The following is a 13812-nucleotide window of genomic DNA, read 5'->3' as shown; positions in this document are numbered from 1 at the left end:
GCGGCTTTGGTAAGTCCCTGAGGTTTTCGACTGTCGTTGTCGGTCAGGTCGCCGCATGTGTGAAGACAGGAGAAACACGGCCGATTGTAGCACGCGACAAACTGCGGCTCGGCCGGCGGCAGCCGCGCGAATTCGCGTGCGGCCGTGCGAAATGTCCTGCGGTCAGCGATGGGCGGCGAAGGCGAGCGCGCCGTGCGCCGGCACTCGCCAGACCGCCGCGCATTCGGGCGGCGGCGTGCCGTCGCCGCCGTAAGCGACGGCCTCCGACGACCAGAGGAGAGACCACGCCGCACCGGGCGGCGGCGCGAGCAGCGGCTCCGGCACCGGGCTCAGCGCGAGCTCGGCGCCGAAGTTGACGATGATGAGGCGGTCGCCCGTCTCACCGCCGAAGTAGCGCAGCGCGAACGCTTCGGAGGCGAGCACCGCGCCGTCGATCTCGAGTCGCGCCGCGGCGCTGAAGACCGCATCGCTCTTCCTCAACGCGATGAGGTCGCGGTGCAGCGCGTAAACCTCGGCGTGGGCCGCGCGTTCGGCAAGATCCAGCTTGCAGCGCTCGAAGGTTTCGCGCACCGCCGGGTCGGCGAGCAGCACGTGGCCCTCGGCCGCGGTGCTCTGGAACTGCCGGAGGAACTCGCCGCGCCCTGTGCGCACCATCCTCGCGTCGGCGGGCGCGTTGTCGGCGAAATACAGGAACGGCGCGGACGCGGCGAACTCCTGCCCCTGGAACAGCATCGGCGTCTGCGGCGCGAGCAGGAGCAGCGCGGTCGCGGCGCGCAGCCGCCCGGGGCTCGTCAGCGCGGCAAGGCGCAAGCCCCGCGCCGAGTTCGCCACCTGGTCGTGGTTCTGCAGAAAGGTCACGAAGCGCGCGGCGTCCAGGCCGCGCGTCGGCGAGCCGCGGTTCTGTTTCTGCCACGCATAGTGCTGGCCCTGGTACAGGAAGCCGCGTTTCGCGGCCGACACGAATTCCTGCGGCCTGCCGCGGTAATCGAGGTAATAGGCCTCGGTGCGCCCCGTGACCGCGACGCGTGCGCTGTGGTGGAAGTCGTCGTTCCACAACGCGTCCAGGCCGTGTCCTCCGTCATGGGCGTCGCGCAGCAGGTTCACGTCCTGAGGTTCGTTCTCGCCGACGAGATAGATACCGCGACCGCGCGCCGCCGTGCGCGAGCGCTCCGCCATCTGGGCCAGGATGTGCGTCGGGGAATCGTCGACGATCGATTGCGTCGCGTCGAAGCGAAAGCCGTCGAGATGGAACTCGCTCACCCAGTAATCGACGTTGGCGAGGAAGAACTCGCGCACCGCGCCGGCGCCTTCGCCGTCGAAGTTGAGCGAATGGCCCCAGTCGTTCTTGTGGCGCCGGCTGAAGTACTTCGGGGTGTAGTCCGGCAGAAAGCAGCCGATCGCGGCGCAGTGGTTGTAGACCACGTCGAGGATGACGCCCATCCCGAGCCGGTGCGCTTCGTCGACGAAAGCGCGCATGTCCTCCGGCGTCCCGTAGAGACGCGTCGGGGCGTAGTAGTGCACGACGTCGTAACCCCAGCCGAACTCACCGGGGAACTCGCCGACCGGCATGAGCTCGAGCGCGGTGATGCCGAGGTCGGCCAGCGCGGGAAGCTCGCGCGTCGCCGCGCGCCACGTGCCTTCGCGCGTGAACGTGCCGACGTGCATCTCGTACAGCACCTGACCTTCGCGCTCGAGGCCGCGCCACGCAGCATCACGCCAGCGATAGGCGTGCGGATCGACGAGCGCCGAAGGCCCGAGATGGCCCTGCGGCTGGAAGCGCGAAGCGGCGTCGGGGACGAGCTTCGCATCGTCGAGCCGGAGGCGGTAGAGCGTGCCCACCGGCGTCGCAGCGCGCATTCCCGAGAAGTAACCGTCGCCTTCCGCCTGCAGCTCGAAGTCGCCGCAGCCGTCGACGGCGACCGCGACGCGCGCGTGCCCCGGTGCCCACACCCTGAACGACGCCGCGCCGCCGACGGCTTCGGCGCCCACGGGGTAACGGCGAGGGACGGATTGCGGTGCGGTGTTCAATCTCGGGCGCAGCCAGGACGGTGCGGCGTCCGCCGCCGCTCAATGCCTGGAAATGCAAGACCCGTGCTTGTGCGAACTCGCGCGCGGGGCGCGGGCGGGACTACCGGGAAAGAACGGGCGACGCCCGGGCGCGGGCGGCGGGATTACGCGGCGAGCGCGTAGCGCCGGCGTTTGGCGAAGTGACGCTCGATGTCGGCGACCATCGGGCCGACCTGTCTCACGACGGCGCGGAGCGTGTCCGCGGTCACGCCGAAACGGTCGCTCCACCAGCGGCATTCCCACTCGTGGGCGAGGCACACGACGCTGCGGTCGCGCGGTTGCCTCGCCTCCTCGCGCGCGAGGTACTTGGGCGTTTCGCGACGGGCCGCTTCGAGCAGGATCCGCGAGCGCCGCGTCTCGTACGATCGATCCGGGATGGCGCGCTCGCTGCGCTTCGCGCGGCTCACGACACTGTGCGCGGCGACCAGACGCCAGACGCCATAGACGGCGAGCACGGCGGCGACGAAAGCGGCGGGATAGCGCCACAAGCCGATCGGCGCGCTGTAGCCCAGCGCGGCGAGAACCTGCAGAAGATTGCCCGAGAGGAGAACGATGAGGCCGAAGCGGCCGTCGTAGCGCTGAGCGCGGAGTGCTGCGAGAACCTTGGGATAACCTGCGACGATCCGGGTCGCCTTGCGGTATATGGCCCGGTGGGAGAGGAACATGATGAGCGCACCGATGAAAGCGTAAGCCAGGCCTGTGGCGAGCACCAGATTCATATTCATCGTAAGTTCTGTCCTCCCTAACGGCGCTGCTGCGGCCACCCGGTGTCCACACGTGACGCGAGGCTTGATGCATGCCGTTCTTACCGGGCGGCGTTATGTCATCGGTAACTTGGCCGCACTATACTCAGGGAGAGCTCGTTTCGCAACGATTTTTGCCGTAGTTCCTGGATTCACGCCCCCTCTCCGGCGCTGGCGTCGGGTATCGCGGCGTCATGGGCCTTGTCGCTGCGAGAGCCGAGCTCGTGCGCGTAGACCCACGTGAACTCGGCGCCGATGAGAAAGATCTGCGCCGAGTAGTACACCCATACCATCAGCAGCACGAGCGAGCCGGCGGCGCCGAAACCGGACGCGATGCCGCTGCGCCCGAGGTACAGGCCGATCAGCACCTTGCCGATCGCGAACAGCATCGCGGTCACCGCAGCGCCCACCCATACGTCGTGCCAGCGGATATGGGCGCTCGGCACGATCTTGTAGATGATTGCGAAGAGCAGCGTCATGAAGCCGAAGCTCGCGAAGAGATCGATGACGTGCGCGAGAAGCTCCCAGCCGCCGAACCACGCGCCCCACCATTTGCCGATCGCCGAGATCGCCGCGCTGAAGACGAGCGACACGATGAGCAGGAAGGCGATGGTGAGGATGAGCGCGAGCGAGAGCAGGCGCGAGCGCGCGAAGCCGGCGAGGCCGGCGGATTTCTGCAGGGTCGGCACCCGCCAGATGCGGTCGAGGTCGTTCTGCAGCTCGTTCAGCACGGTGGTCGCGCCGAGCGCGAGGACGCCGAAGCTCACGAGCGCGGCGATCAATTCCTCCTCCGGCTTCGCCACGCTCTGCAGCATCTGCTCGACGGTGCGCGCGCCCTCGGCGCCGATCAAGCCGTTCAGCTGCACGAAGATCTCGCCGCGCACCGCCTCGTCACCGAAGAAGAACCCGGCGATGGCGATGACGATGACGAGCAGCGGCGTGATCGAGAACAGCGTGTAATACGAGATCGCGGCGCCCATGCTCGGCGCGTAGTCGTCGGACCACGCGGCGAGGGCTTTCTTCATGACCGTGACGAACTGCCGGGGTGTCATGCGCTCGTTTCTGCATTCGGGCGTTTGCCGGCACTCGGGCAAAGCCCGTACCGCCGCCCGGGACATCCCGCGGCGAAGCGGTGCGCGCAACCGTCGGGGCATGACGTTTGCAAGCAGCGCGTTCCCACACGTACGACGCCAGAACACGATGATCGATCACAAAGCGCGTCTCCTGGATAAAGCCCCGGCCCTGCGCGCCGGCGCTCTCGGCGTGCTGTGCGCCGCGCTCGTTTGCGGCTGCGCCGAATTCGGCACCGTTCCCGATGACACCGAGCCCGCATCGCTCGTGCAGGCCCGGGAAACCTACGTCCGCTGCGTCAGCGCGGAGGCGGAAAAAGACGCCTCGAATCCCGCGGGCGCAGAAGATATTGCAGTCGCCGCCCATGGCCGCTGCTGGACGAGCTGGGACGCTTACCGAAAGGCAGCCACCGACACCTTTGCGGCGGGCGCGCGCACGCGCGAAGAGCGCCAGCTCGCGCACGACAAGGCCGACGCCCACCTGCGGCAGCTCGAGATCGAGACCCGTCGGGGAGTCGTCGACGGCATCGTGCAGCGTGCGCTGACGCAGAAACGCTGACGTTCATGCCGCGGGCATTTCCATTGCTAATGCCTTTCCGTCCGCGGCCGCAGGGACGAGTCGCGGCAATCACCTTTTTTCGGGAGGTCGTGATGAGGAAGCTGATGTTGGCATTGGTCGCGGGATGCATGTCCGCCGCCGCCGCGGGCGCATATGCCGCGGCAGGGTCGCCCGCCGATTCGGACAAGGCGGGTCGTATGCCCCCGGGCACGTCCGCCGGACAAATGGGCGCGACCGATCCCACGCCGGGCAAAGCGGGCGCGTCCAAAGGCGGAGCCATGTCGAAAGGCGAAGCCAGCCCGGCAGGTTCCAGCGCGGCTGCGGGCGGCGCGTCGGCGACGACGAGCAGCAGCGGCAGCAGCGCGACGGCCGGCACGGGCGACGACACCGGCAAAGCCAAACGCTCCCGCCGTGCTGCGCGCGCTTCCAAAGGCTGAGCCTGCACTCCACACACGAAGGGCGCCGCACGGCGCCCTTTTTTTCGCACGACCCGCGCGGCTCTTGCCGCGCACGAAATGGGGCGCGCTGTTGCAAAAATCACACCGCGAAATTCGCGCACGCTTGCCGCTGCGTGCAGTCACGCGAAGAATTCTCTAGCACGTTCGCGGCGATTTCGCGCGCCTGAGGGCACGCGTGAGTCATCCGCGTTTTTTTCGGTATCATGCGTCGGACGTCCTGCTGCAAGTCCAGCGCGACTAGAAAACGGCGGCGCGAGGCGTAGCGCCACCAAGCCGTGATTCGCTCCCGTATTGCGGTCGGCACATGAAGGTGCGGTCCTTCAGCGCGCGGTGTTTGGCGCACTTGCCGGAACTCTCCCGCTTCGGGACAATGAGATCGAACGATCGTACGAAGGAGGCCCGAATGACGACGATCACCAAAGCTGACCTGGCTACCCTGCTGCACGAGAACCTCGGCGTGAACAAGCGGGAAGCCGCCGAGATCGTGATGGCCTTCTTCGAGGAGATCTCCACCGAGCTGGAGCGCGGCGAGACCGTGAAGCTCTCGGGCTTCGGCGTGTTCTGCCTGCGCAACAAGAACAGCCGGCCCGGCCGCAATCCCAAGACCGGCGAGATGATCCCGGTGTCGGCGCGCCGCGTCGTGATGTTCCACCCCTCGCACATCCTCAAGGCGCTGGTGCAGCGCGAGCGCCCCGTCGAGTCGAAGCCGAAGAGCGCCGCCGTCCCGGTGCAGGCGAAACCGCTGGAGCTCGAGGAATACCCGGTCCCGGGCTAGCGCTGCCTCATAGCGGCGGCGGTCCTCGCCGCCCGCTCACCAGTTGCAGGATGAGCACGACCACTGCGATCACGAGCAGGGCGTGTATCAGCCCGCCCAGGGTGTACGAGGTCAGGAGCCCGAGCAGCCACAGCACGAGCAGCACGACGATGAGCGTGTAGAGCATCGCGTTTCTCCGGTTTGCGATGCCGCTTTCACTGCAACACGCGCGCCCGCACGTGCCGCTTCAGCGCTCGCGCGCGGCCTCCTGCGCGACCTTCTGAACCGGGGACAGCAGATACTCGAGCACGGTGCGCTTGCCGATGTGCACTTCGGCGGTGACGTGCATGCCGGCGACGAGCGGCAATCGCGGCGGCTCGCTATCGCCGAGCGCGATCAGCGCGCGGTAGGCGAGCGGCGGCGCGCCTTTCTGCGGGTCCTGCGCGGCGCTCTTGTCCTGCGCATCGGCGCTCACCTGCCGCACCGTGCCTTCGAGCGTGCCGTATTTCTGGAAGGGATAAGCCGCCACCTTGATCTTCGCGCTCTGTCCGGCGCGCACGAAACCCGCGTCGGCGTTGTTCACCCACACTTCGCCGATCAGCGGCTCGCCTTGCGGCACGAGCGTCAGCACGATCGCGCCGGGTGCGAGCACCGTCCCCGGCGTGTGCGTCGCAAGATCCTTGACGATGCCCGCCTGCGGCGCGCGCAATTCGAGCAAGGCATGCCGGTGCTGCTGCTTGTCGCTGTCCTGCTTGAGACGGTCATACTGCGCTTCGGCTTCGGCGCGCTCGTTGTGGAGCTCGCGGCGGTAGTTCGACTCGATCTGGGCGATGCGCTTGCCCGCCTGCGCGATCGTCGCTTTCAGCCCTTCCACGTTGCGGCTTTGCGCCTTGAGCTCCTGCTCGGCTTCGATGCGGTTCTTCTGGCGATCGAGCGCGAGCAGCCGGCCCGCATAACCTTCGCGCGCAAGCTGGTTCCACGCGCTCTCCTGCTCGCGCAATATCGGCGTGGTCTGCATGAGCTTCGCTTCGATCTCGCTCGCGCTCGCGAGATCGTGCCGCGCCTTCGCGAGCACCGCCTGCTCGGCGCCCAGCGCATCGAGATACGCCTGGCGCCGCGCTTCGAGCTGTGCGGCGACCTGCGACGCGAGCTCGGGCGGATCGTCGCGCGCACGGCCGAGGCGTCCGCCCTTGAGCTCGGCGTCGATGCGGCGCAGCTGCAAGCGTCTGCGCGCGAGCTCGGCCTTGAGCGTCTGCACGTCGAGCTCGGAGAGGCGGCTGTCCATGCGGACCAGCACGTCGCCCTCCGCGACGCGCGCGCCCTCGGCCACCAGGATCTCGCGCACGATGCCGGCTTCGGCCGGCTGGACGATCTTGATGAACGTCTGCGGCACGAGCTTGCCTTCGCTCACCGCGACGATGTCGAGCTTCCCGAACACCGCCCATGCCAGCATCGCCGCGAGCAAGCTCAGCACGGCATACAGCACCGTGCGCGGCAGCGGCGACGGCGCGGCGCGCTCGATGCGCGCGAGATCGGGCGCGAACGCGAGCGCGGGCTCGGAAAGGTCCGCCGCGGCTCTCATGCGACTTTCTCCGCGTCACAGGACGGCTCGAGCCGGATGACGTCGTCGACGCGCAGGGCGGACGGCAGGTCGTGCGCGATGAAGAGCATCGTCACCTTGCCCTTCAGGCGGCTGATCGTCGCCGCCAAACGCTCGGCGGTGTCGCGGTCGAGATTGCTCGTCGCCTCGTCGAAGATGAGCACCTGCGGGCGCTTCAAGAGCGCGCGTGCGATCGCGATCCGCTGCTTCTGCCCGCCCGAGAGTCCGACGCCGCGCTCGCCGACGACGGTCTGGTATCCGCGCGGGAGCCGCTCGATCGTCTCGTGGATCTCGGCGAGCGCGCACGCGGCGACGATCTCGTCGAAGCTCGCGTGCGGATTCGCCACCGCGAGATTGTCGTAGACCGTACCGCTGAAGAGCGTGGTCTCCTGCGGCACGACGCCGAACGCGAGCCGCAGCTCGTTCGCCGCGAGATGGCGCGTGTTGCGCCCGCCGATGCGGATCTCGCCGCGGGTCGGCGGATAGAAGCCCTGCAGGAGCTTGGCGAGCGTGCTCTTGCCGCTGCCCGACGGGCCGACGAGCGCCACGCAGGTCCCTGCCGCGACGCGCAGCGTGAGGTGCTCGTACAGCCACGGGCTGTCGGCATCGTAGCGGAACGCAAGGTCGATCACATCGAGCGAGCCCGCGGAGGCGGCGGGGCGCGCGGGCACCACGCTGTAAGGCTCGGCCGGCGCGTCCATGATGTCGCCGAGGCGTTTCACCGCGACGGCGGCCTGCTGGAATTCCTGCCACAACCCGACGAGCCGCAGCATGGGCTGCGACACGCGGCTCGCGAACATCTGGTAAGCGACGAGCATCCCGACGGTGAAGCCCGCGTTCTGCATGACCAGCCAGGCGCCGACGCACAGGATCGAGAACGTCAGCACCTGCTCGAGCGCGTGCGCCGCGACGCCGTAGGTGTTGGAGAGCTGGCGCGTGGCGAACGTGGCGTCGAGATACGTGCCGAGATTCTGTGCGTAGCGCGCACGCAGCTGAGGCTCCATCTGCAGCGATTTCACCGTCTCCATGCCGGCGACGTACTCGGTGACGAACGCGGTATTGCGCGCGCCCAGCAGGAACTGGCGGTCGAGCCGCGCGCGTATGGCGGGCACGATGGCCGCACTCATCACGACGATCACCGACAACACGCCGAGCGTGATCAGGGTCAGGAGCACGTTGTAATAGAACATGATCCCGAGAAACACGAAGAGGAACGGCAGGTCGAGCACGAGCGAAGCCGCGGCGCCGCTCACGAACTCGCGGATGGTCTCCACGCCGTGCAGCCGTGCGACGAGCACGCCGGTGGGCCGGTGCTCGAAGTAGCCGAGCGGCAATGCGAAGAGGTGCTCGAACGTGCGCGCGCCGAGCACCGCGTCGACGCGGTTGCCGGTGTGCAGCACCAGGTACTGCCGCACCCAGCCCATCGCCGCGTTGAACACCACGAAGATGCCCAGCGCGATCGCGATCACCGACAGCGTCGAGAGCGTCTGGTGCACGATCACCTTGTCGATGACCACCTGGGTGCAGAGCGGCGCGACGAGCGCGACGAGCTGTATCGCGAGCGAGGCGAGCAGCACGTCGCGCCAGATCGCGCGATGCTTCATGAGCTCGGGGACGAACCAGCGGAAACCGAAGGCGGCCGGCGCTTGCGCGGCGAGCTCGGAAGACGGCGCGACGCTCTTCGCCGCGCACAGCAGAACGACGCCGGCATAATCGCGCCCGAACTCGGCGAGCGGATGGACGGCGGGGTTGGCGCTCTCCTCGGTCAGGTACAGGACGTTCTGCGCGTCGCACTGGAGCACCAGCGCGAGACGGCACGGCGATGTGCGATCGTCGCCGTCGGCCGGAGCGGGCTTGAGTATCGCGAGAAACGGAGCGGGCAGCACGAACAGCGCGGCGGGCTCGACACGGCGCAACCCCGCCTTGAGCTCGAGCGCCGCGGCGGCTTTCTCGAGCGCCGCCGCGCCGTACGGCGGCGCGAACTGCTGCAGCACGAGATCCGGCGCGAACGGACGCCGATGGAGCTGGCAGATCGCGGCGAGCCCCCATACGAACGTGTGAGTGGCGAACAACGGCGCGTCGTTCATCCCTCCCTCCCGGCGACAGCGCTCGACGTCCCGAACGCGAGCGCACGGCTACGACAGGCGACGCGGCTTTATGGGTTGAACGTATCGGCGGGCCCGGGACATTCGATCGTATGCGCCGGGTTGGTGAAAGGCAAACCGGAAATTGCTGCCACGGAGGTCCGGCGGCGGGGTCGGGAAAAGCCTTACGGGGACGCCGCCGGGGCGAGGCGGCTCGTACTACGTCAGGCCTAGGTCAGCGCACCGCCCCGCGCTGATCCATCGACGCGCGGTCGAGGACGATGATCTTGCGCTTGTCGCGGCGGATGAGGCCGCTGTCGCGCATGTCCTTCAACACCCGGCTCACCATCTCGCGCGACGCGCCGACCATGCGCGCCATCTCTTCCGACCCGGTGTCGACGATCCAGTTGCCGTTGTTCTCCTTCGCGAGGTCCATGATGAGACGCGCGACCCGGCCGTGCACGTCCATGAGCGCGAGGCTCGCGATCTTGCGATCGGCTTCGCGCAGCCGTCCGACCACGCTCTTCAGGATCAGCATCGCCGCGTCGAAGTTGTCCTTGAGGCACGACATGAACGCCGGCTTGGAGATGTACAGCACCTCGCACGGTTCCAGCGCTTCGACGCTCGCCGAGCGCGGCTTCTCGTCGATCAGGCTCATCTCGCCGAAGAACTCGCTCGGCCCGATCGTGGTGAGCGTCACCTCACGCCCTTCGCCGTCGTCGATCACGATCTTGGCGCGGCCGGAGAGGATGATGTAGAGGGCGTCCGACTTTTCGCCCGCGCGGAGCATGAAGGAGTGGCGCGGGTAGCTGCGGTGCTGGATCGCGGGGAAGAGCGCCGCCAGCTGGTGATCCGAGAACAGGGAAAAAAGCGGGACCGTCTTTAGTATCGTTGGATTGACCGCCAGGTTCGTCATGCTGGTCGTCTGCGCCCCGGAAAGTATTGCCGGCAAGTATATGCCTGCCGTGTCCAATCTGCACGGCTGGCCGCTGCGCGGCGGCGCAGCGCCGCTATATGGTATCGCCGGGCTCGGCGGCGTCGCCTGAGGCAGGCTGGCTGCGGCGCACCACGCGGCGGATCGCCTCGCGCAGCAGCGCCTCGTCCCGGCCTTTGACGAAGTACTTGTGCACTGCCCCCTCGTTGATCGCCGCGGCCATGGTCTGCGGGTCGTCGACGCCCGACAGCATGATGCGCACCACATCGGCGTGAGAGCGCTTGACCCGGCTGAAGAACTCGACGCCGGTGGTGCCGGGCATGTGATGGTCGGAGATCACCACGACGACGTTGTGCGAAGCGAGCACGTCGAGCGCGTCCTTCACGGTCGTGGCGATCAGCACCTGGTAGCCGTCGCGCTGCAGGAGCTGCTGCACCAGGATGAGGTCGTCGATGCTGTCGTCGAGCACGAGCACGCACGGCGCCTGCCCCACGGCCACCCGCGCGGTGCGCTGGTACATCGGCTCGTCGCGCGCGAGCAGCGCGGTGGTCGCCTCGCCGGCCAGCGCCGGCGCAAAAAGGAAACCCTGGGCGTTGTCACAGCGGTGGGCCAGAAGGAAGCCGAGCTGCTCTTCGGTCTCCACGCCTTCGGCGACGACCTCGAGCGACAGGCTGTGCGCGAGCGCGATGATCGTGCGCGCGATCATCGCGTCGTCCGGATCGCCCGGGATGTCGCGAACGAAGGAGCGGTCGATCTTGAGGGTGTCGAACGGAAAGCGCTTCAGATACGCGAGACTCGAATAGCCGGTGCCGAAATCGTCGATCGCGAGCGTGGTGCCGAGCGCCTTGAGCTGCTCGAGCACCACGTGCGCCTCCTCCGGATTCTCCATCAGCGAGCTCTCGGTGATCTCGACTTCGAGCAGGCTCGCTTCGATCCCGTGCTCGGCGAGCACGCGCGCGACGAGATCGGCAAAGCCCCGGCGGCGCAGTTGCCGCGCCGAGAGATTGATCGCGACCGGCACCGGAGTCAGGCCCGCAGCGCGCCACGCGCGGATCTGGCGGCACGCCGCGCCGACGACCCACTCGCCGACGGCGGAGATGAGCCCGGTCTCCTCGAGGACCGGGATGAACTCGGCGGGCGAGACCAGCCGTTCGCCCAGGGGCGCCCAGCGCAGCAGCGCCTCGAAACCGCAGACGCGCCCCGATTCCAGCCGGAGCTTGGGCTGGAAGTGCAGCACGAACTCGTCGCGCTCGAGCGCGCCGCGCAGCCGCGCTTCGAGCTGCATGCGCGCGAGCGCGCGTGCGTTGAGCTCGGCGGTGTAGAACTGGTAGTTGTCGCGCCCCCTGCTCTTCGCGTTGTACATCGCGACGTCGGCGTTGCGCATGAGCACGTCCGCGTTCCCGGCGTCGCCGGGAAAGAGCGTGATGCCGATGCTCGCGGAGACGACGACCTCGGTGCCGTTGATCTCGAAAGGCTGGCGCAGCCGCTGCAGCACTTTCTCCGCGACGAGCCCCGCGTCGCCGGCGTCGGCGAGCCTCGCGAGCACGATCGCGAACTCGTCGCCCGAGAGCCGGCTCACCGTGTCCTCGCCGCGCACGCAATCGGTGAGACGCGCGGCGATCTGACGCAGGAGCGCGTCGCCGATGCTGTGTCCCATCGTGTCGTTCACCGTCTTGAAGCGGTCGAGATCGATGAACATCACGCCGACCGTCCACTGGTGTCGCGCCGCCTGCGCGAGGCCGTGGGTGAGGCGCTCGTAGAACACGCCGCGGTTCGGAAGATTGGTGAGCTGGTCGTAATGCGCGAGATGCGCGAGGCGCTCCTGCGCCTGCCGCGATTCGGTGATGTCGGACGCGATGCCCGCGATCCTCACCACTTCGCCGTTCGCGCCGCGGATCGGGAACGCACGGTCGCTCACCCAGCGCGAAGCCCCGCCCGGATCGACGATGCGGTATTCGACGTCGTAGCTGCCCAGCGCCGCGGCGTCGCGCCGCGCCTGAAGCACGCGCTCGCGGTCGTCGACGTGGATCGCCGCGATCCATGCGTCGTAGCGCTGCTGGGCGGTCTCGCCGGTCCTGCCGGTCAGGATCTCGCTGGCCGGGCTCACGTACAGCGCGTGCTCGAGCGTGGGGTCGGTCAGCCAGAAGATCTGCGGGATGTTCTCCGCGAGCTGCCTGAAGCGCTCCTCGCTCTCCTGCAGCGCTTCGAGCGCGCGCTGGTGTGCTCCCTCCAGCTCCAGGCGCTCGAGCGCGTACGAGAGCTCGCTCACCATCTCGCGCAGGAGCTGCGTCATGTCCTCGTCGAAATAGCCCGGCACCGACGATTCGAGGTTGAAGATGCCGATGACCCGGCCCGAGAGCATCAGAGGCAGCGCGGCGAGCGAGCACGTGCCGTAGCGCTCGTAATGCGAGCGGCCGCGCGCGAATTCCGGATCGCCGCGGATGTCGTCACAGATGACGATGCGCGCTTCGCGCATCGCGCTGCTGCGCGGCCCCTGCCCTTCGGGCACGTCGGCGCGTATCGACACCGGCGGCAGCGCGAGCGGCTCGTCCTCGTCGTGCGCGGCGAGCTCGAGCGTGCCGGTGCGCTCGTCGAGCAGCCCGACCCACGGCGCGATGAAGCCGTGCTCGCGTGCGATGCGGCAGATCCCGTGCAGCAGCGTCGCACGGTCGGTGGCGCGCACGATGAGCGCGCTGGTGTGCGAGAGCGTGCGGTAGAGGCGGTTCACGCGCAGGATGCGCGCTTCGGAAGCTTTTCGCTCGCTGATGTCGCGCAGGAATCCGGTGAAGAGCGGCGGATCGGTATCGGTGATCCGCTGCATCATGAGCTCGATCGGTATCGTCGCGCCGTCGCCGCGCAGCGCGATGGTTTCGATGCGGCGGTTGAGCATCGACTCCTCGCCGTCGCCCAGGAGCCGGCGCATCGACAGCTCGTGCCGGCGCCTCAGGTGCGGCGGCACCAGCACGTCCGCGAGCTTGCGCCCCAGCACCTGTTCGCGCGCGTACAGGAAGACGCGCTCGGCCATCGGATTGAACTCGACGATGCGCCCGTCGGCGTCGGTGGTGACGATGCAATCGAGCGCGGACTCGAGCGTGCGCCGGAAGCGCAGGTCCTTCAGGCGCTGCTCTTCCTCGGCGCGCTTTCGCGCGGTGACGTTCTCTGCGAAATGGATGAGGTAGGGATCGCCCAGCGCGTCGGTCGCCACGACGACCGTGCGCTGGAGCCACACGCTCGCGCCGTCGGCGCCGCGATATTCCTCGCGCACCGAAGGCGCCGCGGCATCGCGCGCGACGAGGCGCTGCGGCGGCGCATCGGCGTCCTCCGGCCTGAAGCGCAGGGACGAGAGCCTTCGCAGGAGCAGTTCCCCGCGCTCGTAACCGAGCATGAGGCAAAAGGCAGGATTGACGTCGAGGATTGCGCCGTCGGGGGCGGTGTGAACGATACCGATCGCTGCTTGCTGGAAGGTGGCCCGATAGCGGGCTTCGTCGTCGCGATATTCGATGACCGGACCCTCGACGGGGCGGCCGTGTTTACTCATTCAAT

11 protein-coding genes are annotated in these 13812 nt (G+C 68.2%); 3 read left to right on the top strand and 8 right to left on the bottom strand.

Features of this window, described 5'->3' with window-relative positions; genetic code table 11:
- Positions 1-162: 162 nt before the first annotated feature.
- From treZ to VHP37_27430, 3 genes are all read right to left on the bottom strand, one after another.
- Positions 163-1989 carry a malto-oligosyltrehalose trehalohydrolase gene (treZ, locus tag VHP37_27440; GenBank protein ID HEX2830111.1) on the bottom strand — a complete coding sequence of 609 codons (1827 nt, stop codon included), beginning with the start codon at positions 1987-1989 and terminating at the stop codon, positions 163-165.
- A gap of 182 nt (positions 1990-2171) precedes the next feature.
- Positions 2172-2792: a DUF3606 domain-containing protein gene (locus VHP37_27435; protein ID HEX2830110.1), complete on the bottom strand. Its 621-nt coding sequence runs from the start codon at positions 2790-2792 to the stop codon at positions 2172-2174.
- 170 nt (positions 2793-2962) lie between these two features.
- The gene (locus VHP37_27430) at positions 2963-3862 is read right to left on the bottom strand and encodes a YihY/virulence factor BrkB family protein (GenBank protein ID HEX2830109.1); all 900 of its coding nucleotides are present in this window, start codon (positions 3860-3862) and stop codon (positions 2963-2965) included.
- A gap of 148 nt (positions 3863-4010) precedes the next feature.
- Here VHP37_27430 and VHP37_27425 point away from each other — a divergent pair, with 148 nt between their 5' ends.
- The 3 genes from VHP37_27425 to VHP37_27415 all read left to right on the top strand — a co-directional run bounded on the left by VHP37_27425 (position 4011) and on the right by VHP37_27415 (position 5672).
- Positions 4011-4439, top strand: coding sequence for a hypothetical protein (locus tag VHP37_27425; protein HEX2830108.1), 429 nt, complete (start codon positions 4011-4013; stop codon positions 4437-4439).
- 92 nt (positions 4440-4531) lie between these two features.
- Positions 4532-4876: a hypothetical protein gene (locus tag VHP37_27420; protein HEX2830107.1), complete on the top strand. Its 345-nt coding sequence runs from the start codon at positions 4532-4534 to the stop codon at positions 4874-4876.
- Between the two features lie 391 nt (positions 4877-5267).
- Positions 5268-5672: an integration host factor subunit alpha gene (locus tag VHP37_27415; protein ID HEX2830106.1), complete on the top strand. Its 405-nt coding sequence runs from the start codon at positions 5268-5270 to the stop codon at positions 5670-5672.
- Positions 5673-5679: 7 nt separating this feature from the next.
- Here VHP37_27415 and VHP37_27410 read toward each other — a convergent pair whose 3' ends face one another.
- From VHP37_27410 to VHP37_27390, 5 genes are all read right to left on the bottom strand, one after another.
- A complete protein-coding gene (locus tag VHP37_27410; GenBank protein HEX2830105.1) occupies positions 5680-5838 on the bottom strand; it encodes a lmo0937 family membrane protein in 159 nt (52 codons plus the stop codon).
- A gap of 60 nt (positions 5839-5898) precedes the next feature.
- Positions 5899-7233, bottom strand: coding sequence for an HlyD family type I secretion periplasmic adaptor subunit (locus VHP37_27405; GenBank protein ID HEX2830104.1), 1335 nt, complete (start codon positions 7231-7233; stop codon positions 5899-5901).
- Entirely contained in the window at positions 7230-9338 is a 2109-nt protein-coding gene (locus tag VHP37_27400; protein ID HEX2830103.1) for a peptidase domain-containing ABC transporter, read from the bottom strand. Before VHP37_27400 ends, VHP37_27405 begins: the two co-directional genes overlap by 4 nt.
- Positions 9339-9570: 232 nt before the next feature.
- Positions 9571-10251, bottom strand: a complete 681-nt coding sequence (locus VHP37_27395; protein ID HEX2830102.1) for a cyclic nucleotide-binding domain-containing protein — start codon at positions 10249-10251, stop codon at positions 9571-9573.
- Between the two features lie 94 nt (positions 10252-10345).
- Positions 10346-13807 carry an EAL domain-containing protein gene (locus VHP37_27390; protein ID HEX2830101.1) on the bottom strand — a complete coding sequence of 1154 codons (3462 nt, stop codon included), beginning with the start codon at positions 13805-13807 and terminating at the stop codon, positions 10346-10348.
- Between the last annotated feature and the right edge of the window lie 5 nt (positions 13808-13812).

This window comes from Burkholderiales bacterium, from assembly GCA_036262035.1.
GTDB lineage: Bacteria > Pseudomonadota > Gammaproteobacteria > Burkholderiales > SG8-41 > JAQGMV01.
The sequence above is the reverse complement of the archived record's forward strand: the minus strand, read 5'-3'. Positions and strand labels throughout refer to the sequence as shown.

Bases quoted from the DNA above. Each gene is read 5' to 3' on its own strand.
- VHP37_27435 (HEX2830110.1), bottom strand. From the start codon at position 2,792: ATGAATATGAATCTGGTGCTCGCCACAGGCCTGGCTTACGCTTTCATC.
- VHP37_27430 (HEX2830109.1), bottom strand. From the start codon at position 3,862: ATGACACCCCGGCAGTTCGTCACGGTCATGAAGAAAGCCCTCGCCGCG.
- VHP37_27425 (HEX2830108.1), top strand. From the start codon at position 4,011: ATGATCGATCACAAAGCGCGTCTCCTGGATAAAGCCCCGGCCCTGCGC.
- VHP37_27420 (HEX2830107.1), top strand. From the start codon at position 4,532: ATGAGGAAGCTGATGTTGGCATTGGTCGCGGGATGCATGTCCGCCGCC.
- VHP37_27415 (HEX2830106.1), top strand. From the start codon at position 5,268: ATGAGATCGAACGATCGTACGAAGGAGGCCCGAATGACGACGATCACC.
- VHP37_27410 (HEX2830105.1), bottom strand. From the start codon at position 5,838: ATGCTCTACACGCTCATCGTCGTGCTGCTCGTGCTGTGGCTGCTCGGG.
- VHP37_27405 (HEX2830104.1), bottom strand. From the start codon at position 7,233: ATGAGAGCCGCGGCGGACCTTTCCGAGCCCGCGCTCGCGTTCGCGCCC.
- VHP37_27400 (HEX2830103.1), bottom strand. From the start codon at position 9,338: ATGAACGACGCGCCGTTGTTCGCCACTCACACGTTCGTATGGGGGCTC.
- VHP37_27395 (HEX2830102.1), bottom strand. From the start codon at position 10,251: ATGACGAACCTGGCGGTCAATCCAACGATACTAAAGACGGTCCCGCTT.
- VHP37_27390 (HEX2830101.1), bottom strand. From the start codon at position 13,807: ATGAGTAAACACGGCCGCCCCGTCGAGGGTCCGGTCATCGAATATCGC.